The following is a 22600-nucleotide window of genomic DNA, read 5'->3' as shown; positions in this document are numbered from 1 at the left end:
ACCGGCTCACTTGCCGGGATCGGGGGCGGCGCAGAGTTCGTTCTTGGGGCCGCAACTCTCCTGGGGCTGCGGCACCTGCCCGGTGCCGGCGGGATCCGGCACTCCCCCGTTACCGTCGCGCGCCGGATCGCCCGTGGCGCCGAACCGGACGTACCCGATCTCACGGCCCTCCCCGATCACCATGCCGGCGGGGCCGACCGCGAGGGCGTTGGCGGAGGTCCGCAACACGGCCAGTTTCCGGCCGGTACGCGGGTCGAGCGCCACCAGGCGGTTCGGCTTCTCATCCGTGAGCACGGCCGCGTACGGGGTCAGCGCGGCGCCCGTCTTCTCCCCGGTGGGCCGGTTCCACCGGGTCCGGTCGGTGCCGAGTTCCCGGCCGGAGACGGTGTCCCCGTCGGCGGTACGCACCACGCCGTACCGGTCGTCGACGGCCAGCACCCGCTCCCCCTCGGCGGCCATTAGCAGCAGCCGCCCGTCGTAGCCGTCGAGAACCGTCTCCCGGCCGTCGGGCGCGACCCCGATCAGCACGTTGCGGGCGCCGTACGGGTCCTCCCGCTGCACGCAGCCCGCGCTGTCGGCGGTCCGCAGGTTGATCCCGGACCGCCGCCACGCCTCCTGGCCGGTGGCCGGATCGCGGCCGGTGATGGCGAAGTAACAGTTGCCGTCCTGCGAGCGGGCGGCGATGTGCAGCAGGCGCCCACCGATCACGGCCAGCCGCTCGTCCCGGCCGGGCTCCACGTTCTGGAGCACCCGGCCGGTGGCGGTGTCGACCACGTGCACCCGGCCGTCGACCGGGAACCCGAGCAGCGGCGGCACCGACTCCGGGCCGGCCACCTCCTCGTGGATACGGTTGGTGCCGAGTCGACGGGTGTCCAGCAGGTTCGGGTTGTCGGCGAGCAGGCCCGCGCTGACCCCGGGAAGGAACGCCGTCCAGATCGGGGCGGCGCCGCGCGGGTCCCAGGCGCTCAGCGTGCAGTCGGTGGCCTCCACGCACCGGGCGTCGAGCAGCATGTTCCGGTACGTCCACACCGCCACCGCGTCGCCGTCGCGTCGGCGCGTCACGCCGGTGCTCGGGTCGAGGACCTCGTACCCCTTGACCAGCAGTTTGCCCACGGCGACCACGGACTCCGGGCCGACGCCCGCCACCGCGCTCCAGTCGGCCTTGCGTTCCCAGAGTTGGGAGCCGGCGGCCAGGCTGCGGGCCTCGACGCGGGTGCGCTGCTCGACGATCACCGCCTCGCCGGCGATCGTGACGCTGCGCGGGGTGCCGCCGATGCGTTGCTGCCAGACCACGTCCGGGGAGGAGATCGGCTGACGCCGGTTCACAAAGTCCCACACGGTGGGGAACGGGTTCCAGACGCCGGTCGCGGCGAGCGCCACCACCGTGGCCAGTCCGAGCAGCAGCCAGCCACGTACGCCGAGCCCGCTGCCCTTCGCCACCGGATCACGGTAGCCACCCGCGCCCCGCACCGCCCGCACCACCCCGCGTGTCGTGAAAGGAAGGGACCCTTGCTAACGCCTCCGGTGGTAAAAGGGTCCCTTCCTAACCGCGCGCGGCGACCGGCTAACCGCCTGCGGTGACCGGCGGGGCACACCGCGCAGCGGTCGGCGGGTCAGCCGGCGACGGGCGCGGAACGGCGAGGTCGGACGGCCGGGGCGAGCACCGGCCACAGGATCAGCGTCGCCGTCGCCGAGGCGGCACCGGCCAGCGCCATCACGATGCCCGGCGCGAGCACCTCGCTGAGCGCGCCCGCGCCCGCCGCAGCCAACCCCTGCATCGCCATCATACCGGTGCTGACCAGCCCGAACGCCTGCCCTCGCCGACCCTCGGGGACCGCGTCGAGGAACCGCCGGGCCAGCCCGAGCTGATAGGCGAAGCCCGCGGTGGCCACCGCGAACAGGGCCGCCGCCGGCACCAGCGACGGCCGGGCCACGAACGCGAGCATCGGTACGCCGAGCAGCAGCGCGAGCCAGGGCGTCCACCGTTCCCGCCGGGCCGGCGCCACGAACCGTCCCACCAGCAGGTCACCGACGAGCATGCCGCCCGCGCCGGCCATCAGCAGTACGCCCGCGCTGGCCCCCGGCCCCAGATCGGCCGCGTACGGCACGGCCACCCCCTCTGCGCCCACCAGCAGTGAGCCGGGCAACCACTGGGCCAGCAGCAGTCCCCGGATCCGCCGGTCGGCGAGCAGGGTCCGGTTGACCCGCAGGGTCTCGCGAATCGCACCGCGCGCCGGCTTGTCGGTGGTCGGGGCGTAATGGATGCGGGCCGGTCGTCGGGTGAGCCCGACCCGCACCAGCAGTGCCGAGAGACCGCAGGTCACCGCGGTCAACCAGAGCGCACCGTACGGCCCGACCAGGCCGAGCAGCAGACCGCCGACCGCGAACCCGGCCACCTGGGTCCCACCGGAGGCGACCGAGAGCAGCGAGCGGCCCAGCACGTACGCGTCGCCGTGCAGCACCTCGGGCAGCAGCGCGGTGCGGGCGGCGTTGCTGACCGGGCCGAACAGGGCCACCACCGCAACCAGGACGAGCATGGCCGACGGGGACATCGCCCCGACGGCGAGCACCGCCACCATGGCCATCCGCAGCAGGTCGTACCCGACCATCATCGCCCGGGCCGGCCAGCGGTCGGCCAGCGCCAGCAGGAACACCCCGCCCAGGGCGTGCGGCAGGAAGCCGGTCACGTACGCCAGGGCGGCCAGCAGGCCGGATCCGGTGCGCTCGTAGACCAGCACGGACAGGGCGAGCATCTTCACCGTCTCGCCGATCATGAATACGCCGAAGCTGGCGAAGATCACCCGGAACTCGGCGACGGCGAAGACGTCCCGAAACGTCGCCGGCCGGTCGGCAGCCCCCTGATCTGCGGTGGTACTGGTGCTGTTCACGCCGGCCAGCTTCGTGGTCCGGCCCGGTGGGCTCTATCCTTTCGCCAGGGAACGAAAGGTCGTGGGATGCGTATCGAGGTGACCCCGGCCGACCTGGCGGCGAGCCGGTTCGCCATCTCGCCGTTGGGTGAGACGGTCTCCGCGCTGCGGCTGCTGGCCGGGCTGAACAGCGCCCCCGGACTCACGCCCTGGGTGGCCCGCCAACGGCCGGTGTACGAGCGGCTCCGGCACGAACTGCCGACGGTGGGGGCGCTGCTGGCGCTGATGCGCAGGGGCGGCTACAACGCCGACTTCATCCATCCGCCGCCGGCGGACACCGCCCAGGACTTCGCCGACGAGCTGGCGATGGTCCGGGCCACCCCGCTCGCCCAGGCCCGCGACGAGCTGGCCCGCAACCTCACCGCCCCGCACACCACACCACCGGAGTACGCGCGCCGGATCTATCGCTCACCGCACGTGGTGGACCTGCTCGCGGACGCCATCGAGGCGGCCTGGACGACACTCGTACAGCCGGACTGGCCCCGGCTGCGGGCGGTGCTGGAACGCGACCTGCTGCACCGGGCCGGTCGGCTGCTCGCGTACGGCTGGGGTGCGGCGGTCGCGGACCTGGACCCACGGATGCGCTGGGTGCCCGGCGACGTGGGCACCATCGAGGTCGACGACCCGCACCAGGTGACGTACTCGCTCGCCGGTCGGGGGCTGCTCTTCGTCCCCACCGTATTCGGCATCCTGATCAAGTACCTCGAACCGCCCTGGCCGTTCGCGATCGTCTACCCGGCGTACGGTGCGGCGGAGCTGCTCGGGCCGCCCGACCCCAGCCGCCCGGACGACGTGCTGGACCGCCTGGTCGGGCGGTCCCGGGCAGCGGTGCTGCGGGCGCTCGCGCTGCCCGCCACCACCAGTCAGCTCGTCGCCCAACTCGGGCTGAGCCTGGGTGGGGTCGGTGACCACCTGACCGTGCTGCGCGAGGCGGGCCTGGTCAGCCGGGTCCGTTCCGGCCGCGCCGTCCGCTACCGACGCACCCCGCTCGGCGACGCCCTGGCCGAACGCTGACGCTCCCCGCGCCGCCGCGCCCGCCGCGCCCGGCCCGGATGTTAGGAGGGGTCCCCTGCTATGCACCAGGCGTTAGCAGGGGACCCCTCCTTACACAGCAACCCCCGGCGCGGCGCTAGAAACCGCCGTACGACGGCTTCATGCGACGGCGGAGCGGACCAGCGGGAGGACGCGGTAGGGAATCTGCTCGGCGAGGGCGATGATCGTCGAGGCCCGCGTGATCCCCTCGTACGCCACGATCTGGTCGATCACCCGTTGGAGGTCGGTGTTCGACCGGGCCACGATCCGGCAGAGCACATCGCCCGAGCCGGTGATGGTGTGCGCCTCCAGCACCTCGGGGATCGCCGCGAGGTGACGGGTCACCGGGTCGTGCCCGAGCCGCTGACTGATCTCCAGCGTGACGAAGCTGGTCACCGTGAAGCCGAGGGCGGCGGGCCCGAGGTCCGGTCCGAAACCGGCGATCACCCCACGGCCGACCAGCTTGTCCAGCCGGGCCTGGACGGTGCCCCGGGCGACCTGGAGTCGGCGGGAGCACTCCAGTACGCCGATCCGGGGTTCCTCCGCGAGCAACTCGATCAGTCTGGCGTCCAACGCGTCGAGCTGTACAACCTGTCCAGGGTTCATGCGTGAACACCATACCGTTTGCGCAACCTGACCAGCCGAACAGGAGAGGGTTGCCCAGTTAGCCCCGTCACCGCGATGCTCGCAGCAGCAGACGACCCTGTCGGCCCACCAGGCCGGCCGGTACGCAAGGGAGGCCACCATGACCCAGGCTATCGACCGACCCCAGTCGACCGAGGAGGTCGACGTCGACGCCCTCGTCGGCACCGTCGACCATGACACCAGCAAGGACCCGTTCCCGGTCAAGGGCATGGACCACGTGCGCTTCCTGGCCGGCAACGCCAAGCAGGCCGCGCACTACTACTCCACCGCGTTCGGCATGACCTGCGTGGCGTACCGAGGCCCGGAGCAGGGCCACCGCGACCACGCCGAGTACGTGTTGACCAGCGGCTCGGCCCGGTTCGTGCTCACCGGGGCGGTGCGGCCGGACGCCACCGGCGCCGAGCACGTCGCCCGGCACAGCGACGGTGTCTCCGACATCGCGCTGGAGGTCCCGGACGTGGACGCCGCGTACGCGCACGCCACCGCGCAGGGTGCCACCGGGCTGGCCGAGCCGCACGACGTGACCGACGAGCACGGCACCGTACGGCTGGCCGCCATCGCCACCTACGGGGACACCCGGCACACCCTGGTGGACCGGTCCCGTTACTCCGGCCCGTTCCTGCCCGGTTTCGTCGCCCGCAAGCCGATCGTGGACCGGCAGCCGATGATCGACGCCGGGGTGCAGCCCAAGCGGTTCTTCCAGGCGGTCGACCACGTGGTCGGCAACGTGGAGCTGGGCCGGATGGACGAGTGGGTGGAGTTCTACCGGCGGGTGATGGGCTTCACCAACATGGCGGAGTTCGTCGGCGACGACATCGCCACCGACTACTCGGCGTTGATGAGCAAGGTCGTCGCGAACGGCACCCGCAAGGTGAAGTTCCCGCTCAACGAGCCGGCGATCGCCCGGAAGAAGTCGCAGATCGACGAGTACCTGGAGTTCTATCAGGGCCCGGGCGCGCAGCACATCGCCGTCGCCACCAACGACATCCTGGCCAGTGTCGACGCGATGCGCGCCGCCGGGGTCGACTTCCTGGAGACCCCGGACTCGTACTACGACGACCCGGAGCTGCGGGCCCGGATCGGCAAGGTACGGGTGCCGATCGAAGAGCTGAAGGCCCGGAAGATCCTGGTCGACCGGGACGAGGACGGCTACCTGTTGCAGATCTTCACCAAGCCGGTGCAGGACCGGCCGACCGTCTTCTTCGAGCTGATCGAGCGGCACGGCTCCCTCGGTTTCGGCAAGGGCAACTTCAAGGCGCTCTTCGAGGCGATCGAGCGGGAGCAGGAGAAGCGCGGCAACCTGTAACACTGTCCAGCGTGACCCAGCCTCCCGTGCACCCGCCGCCCCTCGGCCACCCGCATCCGGTCCCGCCACAGTTCGCGCCGCCGGGCCAACCGCCGCCGCCCGACTGGCCCGGTCCGCCGGGCGCGGGCTGGTCGGGTCCACCCAGGCAACAGCCGCCGCCCGGCTGGGCACCGGGTACGGTGCCGCCGGTACTCGGGCCCGGCGGGCAGCCGCTGGCCGTCTTCGGTGACCGGCTGGTCGCATACCTGATCGACGTGGCGATCGCGACCGCGGTGGTGATGGTGCTGTTCGTGCCGGCCTTCCTCCTGGTCTGGTTCCAGATGATGCGCACGATCACCCGGACGAACCCGGACGGCACTCTCGTCGAGCCGGACGCGGGAACCGTGTTCACCGACTTCGTGCTGCCGATGCTGCTGCTTCAGGCCGGTCTCTTCGTGGTGATGTTCGGGCTGTACTGGGTCTACCACGTGGAGTACCTGATCAGGCAGGGTGGGCAGACCGTCGGCAAGCGGGTGATGAAGCTGCGGGTGGTGACGCTCGACCCGACCCGCGTGCTGGACCGTCGGGTGGCCGGCAGGCGGTACCTCGTGCAGTTCGTCGGTGGGTCCCTCGTGCCGGGTGGCAGCTACATCGACGGGCTCTGGCAGTTGTGGGACAAGCCCTGGCAGCAGTGCCTCCACGACAAGTTCGCCGGGACCGTCGTCGTTAAGGTGGCGAGGTGAACGAGCGCAGCGAGGCCGCGACGTGAGCGTGGCACCCGGTTGGTACGTCGACCCCGCCGACCCCGAGACCCGCCGGTACTGGGATGGTGAGGGTTGGATCGGCACGCCCATTCCGGTGGACGCCACCCCGCCCGAGGGCCCACCCCCGCCCGAGCCCGAGCCCACGCCGGAGCCCGAGCCGGCGACCCCGGCCGCCGGCCCCGCCGCACCGGCCGGCACACCCTCCGAGCCCGGTCCGGCGACCACCTGGCCGGGACAGCCCGGCCACCCCGGACAACAGCCGGGCCAGTTCGGCGGCACACCGGGGCCCGGCGGTCACCCCGGACAGCAACCGGACCAGTCCGGCTGGCCCGGTGCCGGTGGGCAGCAGGCGGGCTGGCCGCCCGGCTCGGGGCCGCCTCCGGGCTGGCCGTACCCGACCTGGCCCGGCCAGCCGCCTCCGCCTCGGCCGCACGGGCTGCCGCTGGCCTCGTTCGGTGCCCGGTTCGCCGCCCGGCTGATCGACTTCGGCATCGTCTTCGTGCTCAACGTGTTCGTCAACGGCTTCTTCGTCTATCGGCTGGCCCAGGAGTACGCCACCCCGCTGAACGAGTTCTGGCGGCGGGTGGAGGCGCAGGACACCACCACCGACCCGCTGCCCCCGGCAGGTGACCAGGCCGGCTCGCTGGTGGTGGTGATCCTGCTGCTCGCCACCGCACTGTGGTTGGCGTACGAGGTGCCGTCGATGGCAGCCGGCGGGCAGACCTTCGGCAAGCGGCTGCTGCGGGTGAAGGCGGTGCCGGTCGAGGCGGACGCGCCGCTGGGCTTCGGCCGGGCCCTGCGCCGGTGGAACACGCTCGGGCTGCCCACCCTGCTCTGGTACTGCTGCGGCCTCGGCCTGCTGCTCCAGTTGATCGACTCGCTCTCGCCGCTCTTCGACCACCCGCTACGGCAGGCGCTGCACGACAAGCGGGCGCAGACCGTGGTGGTCCGGCTTCCCCGCACCCCTGACGACCGTGCCGACACACCGGGAGACACCCCATGACCGACACCGGACGGCAGCCGGCACCCCGGTTGACCCGCGCCGACCTGGACGCGCTGCCCAACTACGTACCCGGCCGCAGCCCGGCCGACCTGGCCCGCGAGCTGGGTCTGCCGGAGGCCATCAAGCTGGCCAGCAACGAGGTGCCGTACGGCCCGCTCCCCGGGGTCGTGGAGGCGGTCGCCGAGGCGGTGGCCGGTGTACACCGCTACCCGGACATGGGTGTCGTCGCGCTGCGTCAGGCCCTGGCCGACCGGTACGACGTGGACCCGGACCGGATCGCGACCGGCTGCGGCTCGGTGGCGCTGGCCGAGCACCTGGTCCGGACCACCTGCCTGCCCGGTGACGAGCTGGTCTACTCGTGGCGCTCCTTCGAGGCGTACCCGATCATCGCGGCGACCAGCGGCGCGACCAGCGTGCAGGTGCCGAACGAGGCCGCGCACGGGCACGACCTGTCCGCGATGGCCACGGCGGTGACCGACCGGACGCGGATGATCCTGGTCTGCAACCCGAACAACCCGACCGGCACCGCGATCCGCCGCGCCGAGCTGGACCGCTTCCTGGACGCGGTACCGGACGACGTGCTGGTGGTCATCGACGAGGCGTACCGGGAGTTCGTCACGGACCCTGAGGTGCCGGACGGGCTGACCTACGCCGACCGGCCGAACGTGGCGGTGCTACGCACCCTGTCCAAGGCGTGGGGCCTGGCCGGCCTGCGGATCGGCTTCCTCGTCGCGCAGCCCCTGGTGGCGGCGGCGGTACGCAAGGTCGTCACGCCGTTCTCCACGAGCATGGCAGCGCAGGCGGGCGCGCTGGCCGCGTTGGCCCAGGCCGACGAGGTGCAGCGGCGGTGCGCGCTGGTGGTGGCCGAGCGGGACCGGGTCACCGAGGCGCTGCGCAAGCTCGTCCCGGACGTGCCCACCAGCCAGGCGAACTTCGTCTGGCTGCCGTTGGGCGACCGGTCGCTGGCGTTCGGCAGGGCGTGCGAGTCGCGGGGCGTGATCGTCCGGCCGTTCTCCGGTGACGGGGTACGCGTCACCGTCGGCACGCCGGAGGAGAACGACGCCTTCCTGGCCGCCGCCGAGTCCGCCCTGCGCTGAGCCACGAGCGGTGCCGGGCCGATCCGCCATCCCCCAGCGGACCGGCCCGGAAGCCCACTGAGAGCATACGCATCTTTTGTCCGATTTGCCCAAGAACAGCAGTCGCGCCCCGACCGCTCAGGTCGCCGCCAGCACCAGCGGTTCCGAGGTGAGGAAGTAGCGCTGGTCGTCGGCGTCCGGAGCGGGCGGGCGCCGGAGCCGTTCCAGCGCCAGGTAGCCGCCGCTCGCGTACGCCGCCCCGGGCGCCCAGCCGACCCCGTCGGCGCCCACGTTCAGCACGAAGCGGGACCGCTCGGCGCCGGTGGCCGGGTCGACGGTGATCAGGGCGTTCGTCTCGGTGATCAGGTGCACCCGGCCGGTCTGGGTGGCCACGATCCGGACCGGCCCGAGGTCGGCACGCCGCCAGATCTCCTCCCCGTCGCGGGCGGATCGTCCGGTGACCACGCCGCCCGCTGCCCGGACGACCCACTCCCCGTTCAGTTCGGCGCCGGTCGGGTCGAGTGCGGCCGCGGCCACCGGGCCGCCGGCGACCAGCAGCCAGCCTCGTCCCCCGTCGTCGCCCGGGCCGGTGACGCGCAGGCCGCCGCAGCGCACGCCCTCGGTGACGCAACCGACCGGTGTGACGCGCCACTCGGCGGCGGCACCCGGCGGCTGCCAGCGGTCCACCGGCGTGCCGGTGCGCACGTCACGGAACTCGACCACCACCGGACCTCCGCACCGGTCCACCACGGCGAACCAACCGGTCGAGGTGGTGCCCACATCGGTCCGGCAACGGCCATCCACCTCCGTCGACCAGAGTTGCCGACCGTCGTCGAACGCGAAGGCGGCGAGGCGCTCCGGCCCGGACACCACCAACGCAGGCGAGTCGCCGGCGTGGAAGAGCCCCGCCGGGCTCCAGACCGCACCGGCGCCGGTGCGGCGCGCGGTCCAGCCCTCGGCGGGCACCGGGCCGTCGACCTGCCAGGCCACCTGTCCGGTACGCGCGTCCAGCGCCACCAGCTTCCCGTCCGACCAGTGGCTGACCACCGTGGTCCCGTCGGCCACGACCCCGCTCACCTCGGCGGGCCACCGCCGGAACGACCAGTACGGCGTACCCCGGTGGCGGGCGTCCACCGGCCCGTCGGCGTACACCTGGCGCTGTGCCGCGTACACCCGGAGGCGGCCGTCGACGATCAGCGGCGCCACTGGCAGCCGACCCACCACCCCGGCCTCCCGGTCGGCGGCGGCCGGGTACTCGCCCCGCGCGGTCGTGCTGACCTCGGCCGGGGCGAGTACGCGGTACGCGGTGATCGCGGTGACCGCGACCATGACAGCGGCGGACACCACCGCCACGATCCGCCGCCGACCCGTCGTCAACCCCATCCCGCACCTCCGACCGGCACCCTATCCAGCCGGGCTGAGTGCACCGGGGCACGGCCCCGACGGTGCGGGCGTCACGCCCACCGGTACGGGGCCGCCGCGCCACGGGAAACGGCCGTGTCCCCCGAGAGCGTGACGGCCCTCGCGGAACACGGCCTGCGGTGTCAGCGGGTGAAGTGCCCGGCCCGGATCGCGCCGACGAACGACGTCCAGCCCGGCGGGCTGACCACCAGGACCGGCCCGGCCTGGTCCTTGGAGTCGCGTATGCCCACCACACCGTGGACACGGGCCAGGTTGTCGGCCACCTCCACACAAAGACCCTGGTCGTTCGAGCGGCTGCTGGTGCGCCAGACCGCGCCCACGAGTTCGCGCATCGTCATCTCCTCGCTTTGTGACGGGTCGCCAGCCGGGGCCGGGCCGACCGGAACGGGGGGCACCGGCCGGCCCGGCGCGTCGTGGCGACGCAATTCCGAGGGCATCAACGAAGTCGGTGACGGTCCTTGATCGCACATCGAGTGCGATCAAGGGATATTCTGTCGGGTTGGAGTCAGTTCGCCGGCGTCACCGTGCCGGTGACCTCACCCAACTCGATGGTGCTGCCGTCCGGTCCGGGGGCGGTCGCGGTGACGGTCACCGTGTCGCCGTCGGCGAGGAAGGTACGCTTCGCCCCGCCCACCACGACCGGCTCGGTGCCGCCCCAGGTGAGTTCCAGGAACGAACCGACCTGGTCCCGGTGCGGGCCGGAGACGGTGCCGGAGGCGTACAGGTCGCCGGTGCGCAGCGAGGCGCCGTTGACGGTCAGATGCGCCAGTTGCTGGGCCGGCGTCCAGTACATGCCGGCGAACGGCGGCTCACTGACCGCCTCGCCGTTCCAGTACACGGTCAGCCGCAGGTCCAGTCCCAGGTGGGGCTCCTCGCGCAGGTAGTCGACCACCGGCGGGTCCTGCTCCGGGGCGGGGACGAAGGCGTGTCGCAGCGCGTCCAGCGGAGTGATCCACGCGGCCACCGAGGTGGCGAACGACTTGCCGAGGAAGGGCCCGAGCGGCTGGTACTCCCATGCCTGGATGTCGCGGGCGGACCAGTCGTTCACCAGCACCACCCCGAAGACGTGGTCGGCGAAGTCGGCGGCGGCCACCCGCCGGCCGAGCGGGCTCGATACGCCGACCACGAACCCGACCTCGGCCTCGATGTCCAGGCGCACGGACGGGCCGTAGACCGGCCCCTGCGGACCGGGCCGCTGACCGTGCGGGCGCACCACCGGGGTGCCGGAGACCACCACCGTGCCGGCCCGGCCGTGGTAGCCGATCGGCAGGTGCTTCCAGTTCGGCAGCAGCGGCGGCTGGCCCGGCCGGAAGATCGACCCGACGTTCGAGGCGTGGTGCTCCGAGGAGTAGAAGTCGACGTAGTCGGCCACCTCGAAGGGCAGTTCCATCCGCACCTCGGCCAGCGGCACCAGCAGCGGTTCCACCGCCGCGCGGTGCGCCTCGTCGGTGAGCAGTTCGGTGATCCGCTGCCGCGAGGCGGTCCACTGCGGGCGTCCCAGCGCCAGGAACGCGTTGAGCGTAGGCTGCCGCAGTGCGCCGCCGGCCAGCACCAGACCGGCCTCCTCCGCGCCCGCCATGTCCAGCACGAGGTCCCCGACGCGTACGCCGATCCGGGGCTCGCCGGAGCCCACCCGGAACACCCCGTACGGCAGGTGGTGCACCCCGTACCCGGATCCCTCGACACCCGCCACCCAGCTCACGCCGACCCTCCGTTCCACTGTGCCCACTCGCTCATGCCTCGGATCCTCCGTTCACCAGCCCGAGCCGGATCAGGTCGGTCAGTGGTTCGGTAATGCTGCACGAGCCGAAGCCCACCCAGAGCGGACGCGTCGAGTCGTGCCGCCCCTCGGTGCGCTGGATGAGCGGTCGCTCGTCGCGCACGGTGAGCAGCTCGGCGACGGCGTCCACCGGGGCACCGTCGGCGGCGGCCAGCGTGGCGGCCAGGAGGTTGCCGAAGCCGTGGTGGGTGAAGCCGGTCTCCGGATCCACCTGCCGCACCGCGTGGTGCAGCCCGGCGGTCAGCTTGAACGGCAGCCGCCGGTCCCGGCAGGCGCAGATCACCGCGGCCAGCTCGGCGGGCGTGGGGAACAGCTCGGCGGCCAGCCCGCCGGTACGGAACTTCGCGGCGACCGGCAGCCCACCGGCCCGCGCCTCGGCCAGGGCGTCCAGCGCCCCCATCAGCCCGAAGGTCAGGGGGACCTCCGCGTAGACGGGCACGCCGTCCAGCCCTTCGGTGAGCGTCACCAGCTCGGCCACGCCGGGCTGCGGGTCCTCGCCGCGCCGAGCGACGGGCACCTCGACCTGCCGGGCGGTCACCCCGAGCGGAGGCAGGAACGACAGCGCGAAGGGCAGGCGGTCCAGACCGGTGTCGCCGATCAACCCGATGGCCAGGCCCTCGGCGGGATCGACCAGGCCGTCCAACTCGCCTGCCGTCACGGTCGAGGCCGGCAGCAGCAACGGGCCGACGAGGTCGGCGTACCAGGAGGCGCGGTGCCGCCGGTGGGCGGCGACGGCGTCGGGCAGCGACGCGCTGCCAGGCGGAAAGACGGCGGCGTCGTCGACCAGTCCGGCGACGAGTGCGGGCAGCTGCGTTGACACGAGACAAGAATGTACGGGACGCTCTAAGAAGCGGACAACAGCGTCCGACTATCGGACGCTCTGGTGACCGGGAGGCGAGATGCCGTACTACCGCAGCGTCGGCGACGTGCCACGGAAGCGCCACACCCAGTTCCGGCAGCCCGACGGCAGCCTCTACACCGAGGAGCTGATGGGCCAGGAGGGCTTCTCCTCCGACTCGTCCCTGCTCTACCACCGGTACGCGCCGACCGCGATCGTCGCCGCCCAGGAGTTCACCCCACCGGCGGTGACCCGGGCACCCAACCTGCCGCTCAAGCCCCGGCACCTGCGTACCCACAAGCTCGACGGCACCGGGGCCGACCCGGTCCTCGGCCGGCGCTACCTGCTCGCCAACGACGACGTCCGGATCGCGTACGTGCTGGCCGACCGGCCCTCCCCGCTGTTCCGGGACGCCACCGGCGACCACTGCCTCTACGTCGAGTCCGGGGCGCTACGGGTCGAGTCGACCTTCGGGGCGCTGGACGTGACCGCCGGCGACTACGTGATCATTCCGACGTCGACGGTGCACCGCCTGGTGCCCACCGGCGACACGCCGACCCGGCTGCTCGCCGTCGAGGCGTCCGGACACATCGGCCCGCCCAAGCGCTACCTCTCCGTACGCGGACAGTTCCTGGAACACTCGCCGTACTGCGAGCGCGACGTCCGGGGACCGGACGCGCCGCTGCTCGTCGACGGCACCGACGTGGACGTGCTGGTCCGCCACCGTCGCGGATGGACCCGCCACGTCTATGCCAACCACCCGTTCGACGTGGTCGGCTGGGACGGGCACATGTACCCGTGGGCGTTCTCCATCCACGACTTCGAACCGATCACCGGCCGGGTCCACCAGCCGCCGCCGGTGCACCAGAACTTCCAGGGGCCGAACTTCGTGATCTGCTCGTTCGTCCCGCGCAAGGTCGACTACCACCCGGACGCCATCCCGGTGCCGTACCACCACCACAACGTCGACTCGGACGAGATGCTCTTCTACACCGGCGGCAACTACGAGGCCCGGCGCGGCTCCGGCATCGAGCAGGGGTCAATCTCGCTGCACCCGTCCGGCTTCACGCACGGTCCGCAGCCCGGCGCGGCGGAGCGCTCGATCGGCGTCGACTTCTTCGACGAGCTGGCGGTCATGGTCGACACCTTCCGGCCACTCGACCTGTGCGACGCGGCCGGCGAATGCGAGGACGACGCGTACGCCTGGACCTGGGCCCGCCGCCCCTGACCCGGCCCCGCCCGGCCGGTCAGGCGACCGGTCGGGTGACGATCGCGAGTTGCGCGGCCATCGCCACCCCGATCGCCAGCACCAGCGGCCACGGGGTGCCCAGCAGGGCGTAGAGCAGGATCAGCACGGGCGCCACGCAGGCCCCGTAGACGGCGAACGCGAGCGTCCGGTCGGTGCGCCGCAGCACCGGCAGCACCGTCCGGGTCAGGCCGGGCAGCCGCGACGCCTGCCGCCACACCACGATGCCGCCGCCGGCCGCGGCCAGCACCGCCATCAGGCGGGAGAAGCCGGGCCCGGTGGCCGCCGAGCAGGCGACCACCACGGCGGCGATCACCGACCATCCGGCACCCCAGACCACCAACTGCCGCAGCGCCGCCGGCACGGTGCGGTCAGCGACCGGACCGACCGGCCCCGCGTCGACCGGCGCGGCGAAGGGATCGTCCCCGCCCTGGCCCGCTGTCGGCCCGCTCGGCCCGCCCTGACCCGGTTTCCGCTCGTCTGGGGTCTCTCCCCGACGCGGGTCCTCCCGGGGCTGGTCGAGCCCGCTCAGGTCGTCCGGGACGGTGTCCGACCGGTTCGGGTCGGTCCGCGTCCCGTCCCGGCGGCCCGAATCGGGCGGCATGCTCGCCACCGCCGCCTCCGCGAGCTGTTCCAGCGTGGCGCTCCACCGGCGCTGCTCCAACCGCAGCACGCCGACGTCCTCGCTCACCTCGGCCAGCCTCGGGTCCAGCCGCAGCGCCTCCCGGTAGGCGCGCTCGGCCAGGTCGTACATCTGCATGTTGGCCGCCACCAGGCCGAGCACCAGGTGCCCCTGCGGCTCCTCGGGCGCCAGCTCCACGCCGTGCCAGGCCGCGTTCAGGGCCGGCTGTCCGTTGCGGGAGCCGGCCAGGATCGCCGCCCCGCTGCGCTGCGCGTACGCGTCCTCCGGTCCCAGCGCCAGGATCTCGTCCGCAGTGCGGGCGGCGTCGCCGTACCGTTCCAGGTCACCCAGGGCCAGGCCACGGGCGACGAGCGGGGGGAGCTGTCCCGGCGCGGCGGCCACGGCGGCCTCGGCGGCGGTGAGCGCCTCGGCCGGGCGGCCTGCGGCCAGGTGCACCCGGGCCAGCATCGTCGACACCTCGGCGGCGGCCGGGTCTAGGGAGAGGGCGAAGCCCAGCTCGGCGACGGCCTCGTCGTAGCGGCCCAGCTCGGCGAGGAGGGTGGCGCGCTCAAGGTAGCCGTCGGCGGCGGGTGGATCGGTGGGAACGTCGGCGGACATCGCGCGAGCCTAGACGAGTAGTTCCGAAGTCAGGGGTCGATGTCTGGGCATGAAGAGAGGGCATCCAAGATCATGGTGTGACGCAAGACCTGGATACCCTCTTGACCGCACTGTACGTGAAGATCGACGACAGCATCCGCACCCCCCGGTGGCGGGGACGGCCGCCGCTACTGACCGACTCCGAACTGGTATGCCTCGCGGTGGCGCAGGTCCTGCTCGGTGCCCGCTCTGAGGCGCACTGGATCCGCTACGCCCGTATCCACCTGCGCCCCTGGTTTCCCTACCTGCCGCAGCGGCCGGGCTACAACAAACGGCTCCGCGCTGCCCTGCCGCTGATCAAAAAGGTCATCCGGGACCTGGCCCGCGACAGTGACTTCTGGTTCGACCACCACTGGATCGTCGACTCCACCCCCATCCCGTGCGGCATGTCCCGCCCCACCGCCCAGCGCTCAGACCTCGCCGGCTGGGCCGGATACGGCTACTGCGCCTCCCATTCCCGCTTCTTCTGGGGACTCCGGCTCTACCTGGTCTGCACCCCGACCGGGATGCCGATCCTGTGGGCCCTCGCGAACCCGAAGATCGGCGAGCGAGAGGTCCTCGCCGCGATGCTGGACGTCGAGGCCGGCGTGGTGGCAGAGCACGACAGGATCCTGCTGATCAGCGACAAGGGATTCGCCTCCAAGCCATTCGAGCGGCAGTTGGCCGAGCAGGGCATCGAACTGCTGCGCCCGTCCCGCAAGAAGGAGAAGGCCCGCTACGGCGAGCCGATGCTCAAGAAGGTCCGCCAGTTGATCGAGTCGGTCAACGACACCCTCAAAGGCCAGCTTGACCTGGAACAACACGGCGGACGAACCTTCGACGGTGTGGCCGTCCGGGTCGCCCAACGCCTCCTCGCCATGACCGCGGCGATCTGGCACAACAACAAGACCGGCGCACCCGTCACCCGGTCACTGATCGCCTACGACCACTGACCGCAATTCGGAACAACTCGTCTAGCTCGCCTGCGCGTGGACCAGCGCCACCGCGATCCCGGCGAGCCCCTCACCGCGCCCGGTGAAGCCCAGGCCGTCGGTGGTGGCGGCGGAGACGGTGACCGGTGCGCCCACCGCCTCGGAGAGCACCCGCTGGGCCTCTTCGCGGCGGGGACCGATCTTCGGGCGTACGCCCACCACCTGCACCGACACGTTGCCGATGGCGAAACCGGCGGCGCGTACCCGACGGGCCGACTCGGCGAGCAGCGCCACCCCGCTGGCACCCGCCCATTCGGGCTGGTCCACCCCGAAGTTGGCGCCGAGGTCACCGAGGCCGGCAGCGGAGAGCAACGCGTTGCAGGCGGCGTGGGCGGCGACGTCCGCGTCCGAGTGCCCGGCCAGGCCGTCCTGATCGGGCCAGTGCAGGCCGGCCACCCAGCACGGCCGACCGGCCTCGAAGGCGTGCACGTCAGTGCCGATGGCCACCCGAGGAACGATCATGAAACGAGAGTACGCCTTATCCGCCGACGGACAGCAGGTGCTCGGCCAGTGCCAGGTCGAAGGGCCGGGTGATCTTCAGGGCGTGGTCCGAGCCGGGTACGCAGTACACCGGTACACCCTGTTTCTCGACCAGCCCGGCATCGTCGGTGAGCGGGTCACCGGCGGAGGCGTGCGCGGCGGTCAGCACCGCCCGGCGGAAGCCCTGCGGGGTCTGCACGGCTCGTAACGCGGCCCGGTCGACGGTGCCGAGCACCACCTCGCCCGCGTCGACCTCCTTGATCGTGTCGACCACGGGCAGCACGGGGATCACCGCGTCGTGGCCGGCCCGGACTGCGGCGGCCACCGACTCCACCAGCGCCGGCGGGGTCAACGCGCGGGCCGCGTCGTGCACCAGGACGATCTCGGGACCGTCCGGCACGGCGGCCAGGGCGGCGGCCACCGACGCCTGCCGTTCCGCCCCGCCCGGCACCACCGTCACCGGTGCGACCGGGGCGAGCAGTTCGCGTACCGCCGAGACGTCGGCGGCCGGGGCGGCCACCACGACGGTGTGCACCGACGTGGCGGCGGCGAGCCGGCGGACCGCGTGCACCAGTAGCGGTTCGCCGGCCAGCAGCCGTAGTGCCTTCGGACGGCCGGGCCCCAGGCGTACGCCGGCACCGGCCGCAGGCACGAGGACCGCGACGTCACCGCGCGGATTAAGCTGCGCGGTCACGTCGCGGTCCTCAATGGTTTCTTCGCTACGAAGTGGGTACGACGATGCTGTGCGGACTATGCCTCGGTCAGCACCTTGTCGAGCAGCGTCTCCGCCTCGTCCTTGGTGCTCTTCTCGGCCAGCGCCACCTCGCCGACGAGAATGTCACGGGCCTTGGCGAGCATTCGCTTCTCACCTGCGGACAGCCCGCGCTCCCGCTCCCGGCGCCACAGGTCACGCACGACCTCGGCCACCTTCAGCGGGTTGCCAGACGCCAGCTTCTCCAGATTTGCCTTGTAACGCCGCGACCAGTTGGTCGGCTCCTCGGTGTGCGGAGCCCGGAGAACGTCGAAGACCTTGCCGAGACCCTCTTCGCCGACCACCTCGCGCACACCCACGATCTCGGCGTTCTCGGCGGGCACCCGGACCGTCAGGTCACCCTGCGCGACCCTCAGGACGAGGTACTGCTTGGGCTCGCCCTTGATCACCCGAGTCTCGATTGCCTCGATGAGTGCGGCCCCGTGGTGGGGGTAAACAACGGTCTCGCCGACACTGAAAACCATAGGTTCGAAACCCCTTTCGCTGTGTCTAGGGTAACACGCTCAGGCACCGATGTCTCACCGCTGTCCTGACCGTTGGCGCAGCTCAGGGGCCCTGTGAGAGGTATTTCTTCGGCTTGACAGACCGCCCAAACAATGATTTGACCACGCTGCGTAATCGGCAGATGACCCCCGGGCGTCACCCGGGAAAGAGCATCGGAGATCACGACTGGCATCGCACGTCAGGGCCTACGCCACCCGCCCCATGATATCCCGCCGTTGAAGAGTGTGGGCAGCGGTAGCGGGACCCGGGCCTGGTACGAGACGCTTGAGGGGTGCCCGCGTATGCACATCCGCGACGGTCGAGAGCGACCGGCGACAGGGCGGTTCCACCGCCGGTCGCGCTGAGGAGGTGGTGATGGGCAAGGCCGACGCCGACGGTCCCGGGTTGCCCGACCTGCCGCCCGAGTGGGGCCGGGTGGTCGTCCCCGACGATGCCGCCGCGCTCGCGGACGAGGCCGAACAGGTACGCCGGGAGCTACGCGGCCGAGCCGCCGGGTACGCCCGCCGGTGGCGTCCGTCCGCGTTGCCCGTGCTCGCGCTGCTGCTCGCGGTCGTGGCGACCGTCGCCGGCCTGGCCGCCGCCACCTGGCCCCGCGCCGGCCGCTCGCCCGGACCGACCACCAGCAGCACCCCCGACCCGGCACCGGTCCGGCCCACCGGCCGATCACTGCCCGCACTGGACCTGGTCGACGGCGGGCAGGCCCCGGTGCCGCTGCGCGGCCTGGTGCCGACCGTGGTGCTGCTGGTCGACGGGTGCGCCTGCCCGGAGCGGGTCGCCGAGGCTGCGACGGCGGCACCGGCCGGAGTGAGTGTGGTCACCGTCGCCGCCGCCCGCCCCCGCCACCGCGACACCCGGCCCTTCCGGCACCGGCCGCTGGTCGGCGGCCACGACCGATCTCAGGACTGGGCGACCAGACGCGCCACCAGCTGAATTTGCGCCGCGTCGCCGGGATGGAACGTGACCCGCAGCCAACCGCCGGCACCGGTGATCCCGATCGTCGACACCGCTCCCGTGCACTCGACCCGGTGTGGGTAGAACGCCCCCCGGGCACCGTCGACGGCGACATTGACCTCGCCCGAGCCGGTGCACCTGATGAACAGCGCCAACTGGTCACCATCGCCGATCCGAGCCGCGCGGACCACGGGCTCGCCCGCCCGCAACGCCGACCGGTCGAACCACACCACGTTGCCGCCGCCCGCTCGCCGCCGGCCCGACTCTCCGGTGTCCGGAGCGCTGACGTCGCCGGACCCGGCCCCGGCCAGCACGCGTCTCGTGCCGTCGCGTGGTTCGAGCACGAGAGAGGAACCGGCGGCCGGATCCACCCCGATCACCGCGCCGGTGGCCGCATCCAGCCGGAACGACGCCGTCGCCCCGGGCCGGACCGAGGCAGGACCGGAATTCTGCCGGTTTCCACCACCGGTGAACGGATCCACCGGCCACTCGATCGTCTGCGGGGAGCCGTCCGACGCCGACCGGGCACCGGTGCCGACGCTTGGTGCAGTCGCCTGCCACCATCCGCCACCGGCGACGAGCGTCACCACGCCCACACCGGCGAGCAGGGCGCCTCGGAGCCGATGGACGGAATCATCACGCATGCCGGAAAGAGTAGATGCTCGAACGGCTCAGGACGGCGCGATCAGGCGGGTCTCCAGTTGCAACGGCTCCGCGCCGGCGGTGGAGAACGAGATGCGTACCGGCCCGCCGGTGCCGGTGACCTCCGTCATGGCCGCCGCACCGTCGCAGCCGATCGTGATCGGATCGGCCGCTCGCGCTCCGTCGACCGTCACCAACAGGTCTCCCGGCCCGACGCACCGGAAGCGGAGGCGGAACGTCTCGCCGTACCCGATCGGGGCCTGTCGGACCACCGACGCACCCTCGGTCAGTTTCGTCAGCTCGGTCCAGACCACATTGCGGACCTCCTCCCGCCGTAGGCTCCGATGGTCGGCACTGGACGAGGCGTCCATCGTGCCGCCGGGTGGCCCGTACCCGCCGTCGGGAGGCGCCGAGACGACGGCGCCGGTTTGTGCGTCGAGCACGACACTGGTCCTGGTACCGGATTCCATCCGCCACGTCGTCGCCGACCTCAGGCCGTCGCCGGATCCGAACGACGCCGGGGCACCCGGCGTCGGCTCCTGCGCCTGCCACCACCAGCCCCCGAGCACCAGCGCGACCGCACCGATCCCGGCGAGCAGAGCGCCGCGCAGCCGGTGCACCGAATCGACGTACATCTTTGAAGAGTAGCCGCCCGAACGGTCAGACATGACGTTCCAGCAGAACCGCGTAAAGGGTCAGACCTGGTCCGAAGGCGAGCATCACCACCCGGCGCGGTGACGGCGCGGCCCGCAGTAGACGGTCGAGGATCAGCAGCACCGTCGGGGACGAGCAGTTGCCGTGCTCGTCCAGCGTCGCCCGGGACGCCGCCAACCCGGTCGGCGGCAGCTCCAGTTCGCGCTCCACCACGTTCAGGATGCGGGGGCCGCCCGGGTGCACCGCCCAGCCGTCCACCCCGGACACCATGGCGCCGTGCCGGGCCAGCAGATCCTCCACCAGCCCGCGTACGTGGGTCGACAGCACCTGCGGCACCTTCGGCGAGAGCCCCATCCGGAAGCCGGTATCGGTCACGTCCCACGTCATGTGATCGGCCGTGGAGGTGTCGGTGACCGAGGTGACCTCACGCACCGCGTACCCCCGGCCGTCGGGGACGATCACGGCGGCGACCGCGGCGTCCGAGAAGAGCGCGTGGGAGACGATCTGCTGGGTGTCCACCCGGGCCGACGAGGGTTGCAGGTGCAGGCTGGTCAGCTCGGCACAGAGCAGCAGCGCCGGGCGGCCCCGGGAGACCACGAAGTCGCTCGCCGCCCCCAGCCCGGGCAGGGCCGCGTAGCAGCCCATGTGGCCGACGAACATCCGCTGGGTCGTCGGGGACATGCCCAGGTCACGGGCGAGCAGGATGTCCAGCCCCGGGGTGGCGTACCCGGTGCAGGAGCAGACCACGAAGAGACCGACGTCCCCGGCGTCCAGCCCCGCCGAGGTGAGCGCCCGACCGACCGCCTCCTTGCCCAGCGGCAGCGCCTCCACCTGGTAGCGGCGCATCCGCCGCTCGGTCGGCCAGTCCGAGACGTCCTCGATCAGCGGGCTCACCGCCGCCTGCCGACGGGTCACCCCCGAGTTCGCGAAGATCCGTTCGGCGAGGGCACGGGTGGCGCCGGAGTAGTGCCGGGAGAAGAACCTTTCCCAGAGTTCCTGCTGGTCGGCGGAGGGCGGATGAGCCGTACCCACACCCGCGATCACCGGTACGGTCACCGTCTCACCCTCCGCTCGCTCGGCTTCCCCACGCTCACCAACGAGGAGCCGACCCGTCACGGTCCGGGTCGCCGCCGAGCGCGGCGATGCCCAGCCAGTCGGCGCAGACGTCGGAGGTGGCCGGGTGCAGCGACCCGCAGCGCGCGTCCCGGTAGAGGCGCTCCAACGGATGACCCCGCCGGGTGGCCGAGGTGCCGGCCGCCTCCAGCATGGACGCGGCCACCTCCGCAGCCGTCGTACCGGCCAGCAGCTTGGCCCGCCACACCCAGCGATTCGTCTCGGCGTCGCCCGGCGCCTCGTCCACCCGGCGGGCCGCCTCCGAGACCGCGAGCTGCGCCGCCGCCACCACGGCGTCGGCCCGTCCCAGCCGGGCGCGGACCGCTGGCAGATGCGTCAGACCCCGAGCGTTCAGGTGTTCCGCCGCCGCGTCGATCGACGCCTGCGCCACCCCGACGTAGACGGCGGCGTAGCTGGCCACCAGCCAGTGCGGCATGAGCTGGGCGACCACCAGGGCCAGGCCCTCCACCCCGCCGAGCAACCGATCGGCCGGCACGGTGACGTCCAGGTGCAGGTCGTGCGAGGAGGTCGCGCGCATGCCGAGCGCGTCCCAGGTCGGCTCGACGGTCAGGCCGTCGCCGGCCGGAACCAGGAACTGCGAGACCACCGACGGGTCGGCCGCGCTACGGGCCGCCACCAGGTAACCGTCGGCGTGACCGGCCCCCGAGCAGAAGGTCTTGCTGCCCTTGATCCGCCAGCCGCCGTCGACCGGCTCGTAGACCGTGGCGAGCTGGGACAGCCGGGCACCGGCGCCGCGCTCGCTCATCGCGACCGCGTACCACGCCCCCTCGGCCGCCGCCCGCAGCAACCGGTCGCGGGCGGCGAGCGCCTCCTCCGGTACGCCCAGCGCCTCGGCCAGTTCCTCGGTGACCGCGCCCAGGGCGCCGGTGACCGAGGCGTGCATGTTGAACACCAGCGCGGTGGCACCGTTGCCCCGGGCCAGCTCGGTGGCGACGGCCGCGTACCCGGCGAACGTCGCCCCGGTGCCGCCCAGCTCGGCGGGGACCATCAGCCCGAACAGCCCGGCCGCACCGAGATCGGCGAAGTCGTCGACCGGGAACGAACCGTCCCGGTCGTGCTCGGCCGCCCGGGCCGCCAGCCGGGGCGCCAGCCTCCGCGCGGCGTCCCACGCCTCGCTCATGCCCGCACTCCGCTGCGCTGCGTGCCGTCATGAGACACCCACGCACTGAGCCTGACGACTCGCTCGCTCATGGAA

General features: G+C 72.5%; 23 protein-coding genes. 8 read left to right on the top strand and 15 right to left on the bottom strand.

Annotated elements, in window-relative coordinates; all coding sequences use genetic code 11:
- Window positions 1-6: 6 nt before the first annotated feature.
- Together ID554_RS17570 and ID554_RS17565 are read right to left on the bottom strand one after the other, a co-directional pair.
- Window positions 7-1440 (bottom strand): outer membrane protein assembly factor BamB family protein, encoded by a 1434-nt coding sequence (locus ID554_RS17570; protein WP_117229148.1) that lies wholly within the window; start codon window positions 1438-1440, stop codon window positions 7-9.
- A gap of 173 nt (window positions 1441-1613) precedes the next feature.
- Window positions 1614-2888: an MFS transporter gene (locus tag ID554_RS17565; protein WP_117229058.1), complete on the bottom strand. Its 1275-nt coding sequence runs from the start codon at window positions 2886-2888 to the stop codon at window positions 1614-1616.
- 66 nt (window positions 2889-2954) lie between these two features.
- Between ID554_RS17565 and ID554_RS17560 the strand changes: the two genes are divergently transcribed.
- Complete coding sequence (locus ID554_RS17560; protein ID WP_117229057.1) at window positions 2955-3941, top strand: ArsR/SmtB family transcription factor; 987 nt, start codon at window positions 2955-2957, stop codon at window positions 3939-3941.
- Window positions 3942-4079: 138 nt separating this feature from the next.
- Here ID554_RS17560 and ID554_RS17555 read toward each other — a convergent pair whose 3' ends face one another.
- Window positions 4080-4565, bottom strand: a complete 486-nt coding sequence (locus ID554_RS17555) for an Lrp/AsnC family transcriptional regulator (RefSeq protein ID WP_117229056.1) — start codon at window positions 4563-4565, stop codon at window positions 4080-4082.
- 139 nt (window positions 4566-4704) lie between these two features.
- Between ID554_RS17555 and hppD the strand changes: the two genes are divergently transcribed.
- Genes hppD through hisC form a run of 4 tightly spaced genes read left to right on the top strand, consistent with a single transcriptional unit; the run spans window position 4705 to window position 8753 of the window.
- Entirely contained in the window at window positions 4705-5910 is a 1206-nt protein-coding gene (gene hppD, locus ID554_RS17550) for a 4-hydroxyphenylpyruvate dioxygenase (protein ID WP_117229055.1), read from the top strand.
- An 11-nt stretch (window positions 5911-5921) separates the two neighbouring features.
- Window positions 5922-6632, top strand: a complete 711-nt coding sequence (locus tag ID554_RS17545) for an RDD family protein (protein ID WP_117229054.1) — start codon at window positions 5922-5924, stop codon at window positions 6630-6632.
- 22 nt (window positions 6633-6654) lie between these two features.
- A complete protein-coding gene (locus tag ID554_RS17540) occupies window positions 6655-7656 on the top strand; it encodes an RDD family protein (RefSeq protein WP_117229053.1) in 1002 nt (333 codons plus the stop codon).
- Window positions 7653-8753, top strand: coding sequence for a histidinol-phosphate transaminase (gene hisC, locus ID554_RS17535; protein WP_117229052.1), 1101 nt, complete (start codon window positions 7653-7655; stop codon window positions 8751-8753). Before ID554_RS17540 ends, hisC begins: the two co-directional genes overlap by 4 nt.
- 117 nt (window positions 8754-8870) lie before the next feature.
- Here the strand turns inward: hisC and ID554_RS17530 are convergent, their stop codons facing one another.
- From ID554_RS17530 to ID554_RS17515, 4 genes are all read right to left on the bottom strand, one after another.
- On the bottom strand, window positions 8871-10115 hold the full coding sequence (locus ID554_RS17530; RefSeq protein WP_117229051.1) for an outer membrane protein assembly factor BamB family protein: 1245 nt from the start codon (window positions 10113-10115) through the stop codon (window positions 8871-8873).
- 161 nt (window positions 10116-10276) lie between these two features.
- The gene (locus ID554_RS17525; RefSeq protein WP_117229147.1) at window positions 10277-10486 is read right to left on the bottom strand and encodes a DUF397 domain-containing protein; all 210 of its coding nucleotides are present in this window, start codon (window positions 10484-10486) and stop codon (window positions 10277-10279) included.
- A gap of 173 nt (window positions 10487-10659) precedes the next feature.
- Window positions 10660-11856: a fumarylacetoacetase gene (gene fahA / locus ID554_RS17520; RefSeq protein WP_117229050.1), complete on the bottom strand. Its 1197-nt coding sequence runs from the start codon at window positions 11854-11856 to the stop codon at window positions 10660-10662.
- Between the two features lie 31 nt (window positions 11857-11887).
- A complete protein-coding gene (locus ID554_RS17515; protein WP_117229049.1) occupies window positions 11888-12754 on the bottom strand; it encodes a hypothetical protein in 867 nt (288 codons plus the stop codon).
- Between the two features lie 79 nt (window positions 12755-12833).
- Here ID554_RS17515 and ID554_RS17510 point away from each other — a divergent pair, with 79 nt between their 5' ends.
- Window positions 12834-14000, top strand: coding sequence for a homogentisate 1,2-dioxygenase (locus ID554_RS17510; protein WP_117229048.1), 1167 nt, complete (start codon window positions 12834-12836; stop codon window positions 13998-14000).
- Window positions 14001-14019: 19 nt separating this feature from the next.
- Here the strand turns inward: ID554_RS17510 and ID554_RS17505 are convergent, their stop codons facing one another.
- Window positions 14020-15258: a tetratricopeptide repeat protein gene (locus tag ID554_RS17505; RefSeq protein WP_117229047.1), complete on the bottom strand. Its 1239-nt coding sequence runs from the start codon at window positions 15256-15258 to the stop codon at window positions 14020-14022.
- A gap of 77 nt (window positions 15259-15335) precedes the next feature.
- Here ID554_RS17505 and ID554_RS17500 point away from each other — a divergent pair, with 77 nt between their 5' ends.
- Window positions 15336-16229 carry an IS982 family transposase gene (locus ID554_RS17500; protein ID WP_191088568.1) on the top strand — a complete coding sequence of 298 codons (894 nt, stop codon included), beginning with the start codon at window positions 15336-15338 and terminating at the stop codon, window positions 16227-16229.
- A gap of 21 nt (window positions 16230-16250) precedes the next feature.
- Here ID554_RS17500 and ispF read toward each other — a convergent pair whose 3' ends face one another.
- From ispF to ID554_RS17485, 3 genes are read right to left on the bottom strand one after another with little or no spacing between them, the layout of a single operon-like run.
- A complete protein-coding gene (gene ispF, locus ID554_RS17495) occupies window positions 16251-16730 on the bottom strand; it encodes a 2-C-methyl-D-erythritol 2,4-cyclodiphosphate synthase (protein ID WP_117231084.1) in 480 nt (159 codons plus the stop codon).
- A 16-nt stretch (window positions 16731-16746) separates the two neighbouring features.
- The gene (gene ispD, locus ID554_RS17490; protein ID WP_117231083.1) at window positions 16747-17442 is read right to left on the bottom strand and encodes a 2-C-methyl-D-erythritol 4-phosphate cytidylyltransferase; all 696 of its coding nucleotides are present in this window, start codon (window positions 17440-17442) and stop codon (window positions 16747-16749) included.
- A 56-nt stretch (window positions 17443-17498) separates the two neighbouring features.
- A complete protein-coding gene (locus ID554_RS17485) occupies window positions 17499-17984 on the bottom strand; it encodes a CarD family transcriptional regulator (protein ID WP_007073334.1) in 486 nt (161 codons plus the stop codon).
- 394 nt (window positions 17985-18378) lie between these two features.
- On the opposite strand from ID554_RS17485, the gene ID554_RS17480 reads away from it, so the two are divergent.
- Window positions 18379-18954 carry a hypothetical protein gene (locus ID554_RS17480; protein WP_191088567.1) on the top strand — a complete coding sequence of 192 codons (576 nt, stop codon included), beginning with the start codon at window positions 18379-18381 and terminating at the stop codon, window positions 18952-18954.
- On the opposite strand, the gene ID554_RS17475 is transcribed toward ID554_RS17480, so the two are convergent.
- The 4 genes from ID554_RS17475 to ID554_RS17460 are packed head-to-tail and all read right to left on the bottom strand — an operon-like array spanning window position 18921 to window position 22525.
- Window positions 18921-19619 (bottom strand): hypothetical protein, encoded by a 699-nt coding sequence (locus tag ID554_RS17475; protein WP_117231082.1) that lies wholly within the window; start codon window positions 19617-19619, stop codon window positions 18921-18923. The two genes, ID554_RS17480 and ID554_RS17475, sit on opposite strands and share 34 nt — an antisense overlap.
- A gap of 27 nt (window positions 19620-19646) precedes the next feature.
- Window positions 19647-20285 (bottom strand): hypothetical protein, encoded by a 639-nt coding sequence (locus ID554_RS17470; protein ID WP_147333609.1) that lies wholly within the window; start codon window positions 20283-20285, stop codon window positions 19647-19649.
- Window positions 20278-21387 (bottom strand): type III polyketide synthase, encoded by a 1110-nt coding sequence (locus ID554_RS17465; RefSeq protein WP_325051154.1) that lies wholly within the window; start codon window positions 21385-21387, stop codon window positions 20278-20280. Before ID554_RS17465 ends, ID554_RS17470 begins: the two co-directional genes overlap by 8 nt.
- A complete protein-coding gene (locus ID554_RS17460) occupies window positions 21362-22525 on the bottom strand; it encodes an acyl-CoA dehydrogenase family protein (RefSeq protein WP_117231079.1) in 1164 nt (387 codons plus the stop codon). Before ID554_RS17460 ends, ID554_RS17465 begins: the two co-directional genes overlap by 26 nt.
- Between the last annotated feature and the right edge of the window lie 75 nt (window positions 22526-22600).

Source organism: Micromonospora craniellae, assembly GCF_014764405.1.
Taxonomy (GTDB): Bacteria; Actinomycetota; Actinomycetes; order Mycobacteriales; family Micromonosporaceae; genus Micromonospora; species Micromonospora craniellae.
The sequence above is the reverse complement of the archived record's forward strand: the minus strand, read 5'-3'. Positions and strand labels throughout refer to the sequence as shown.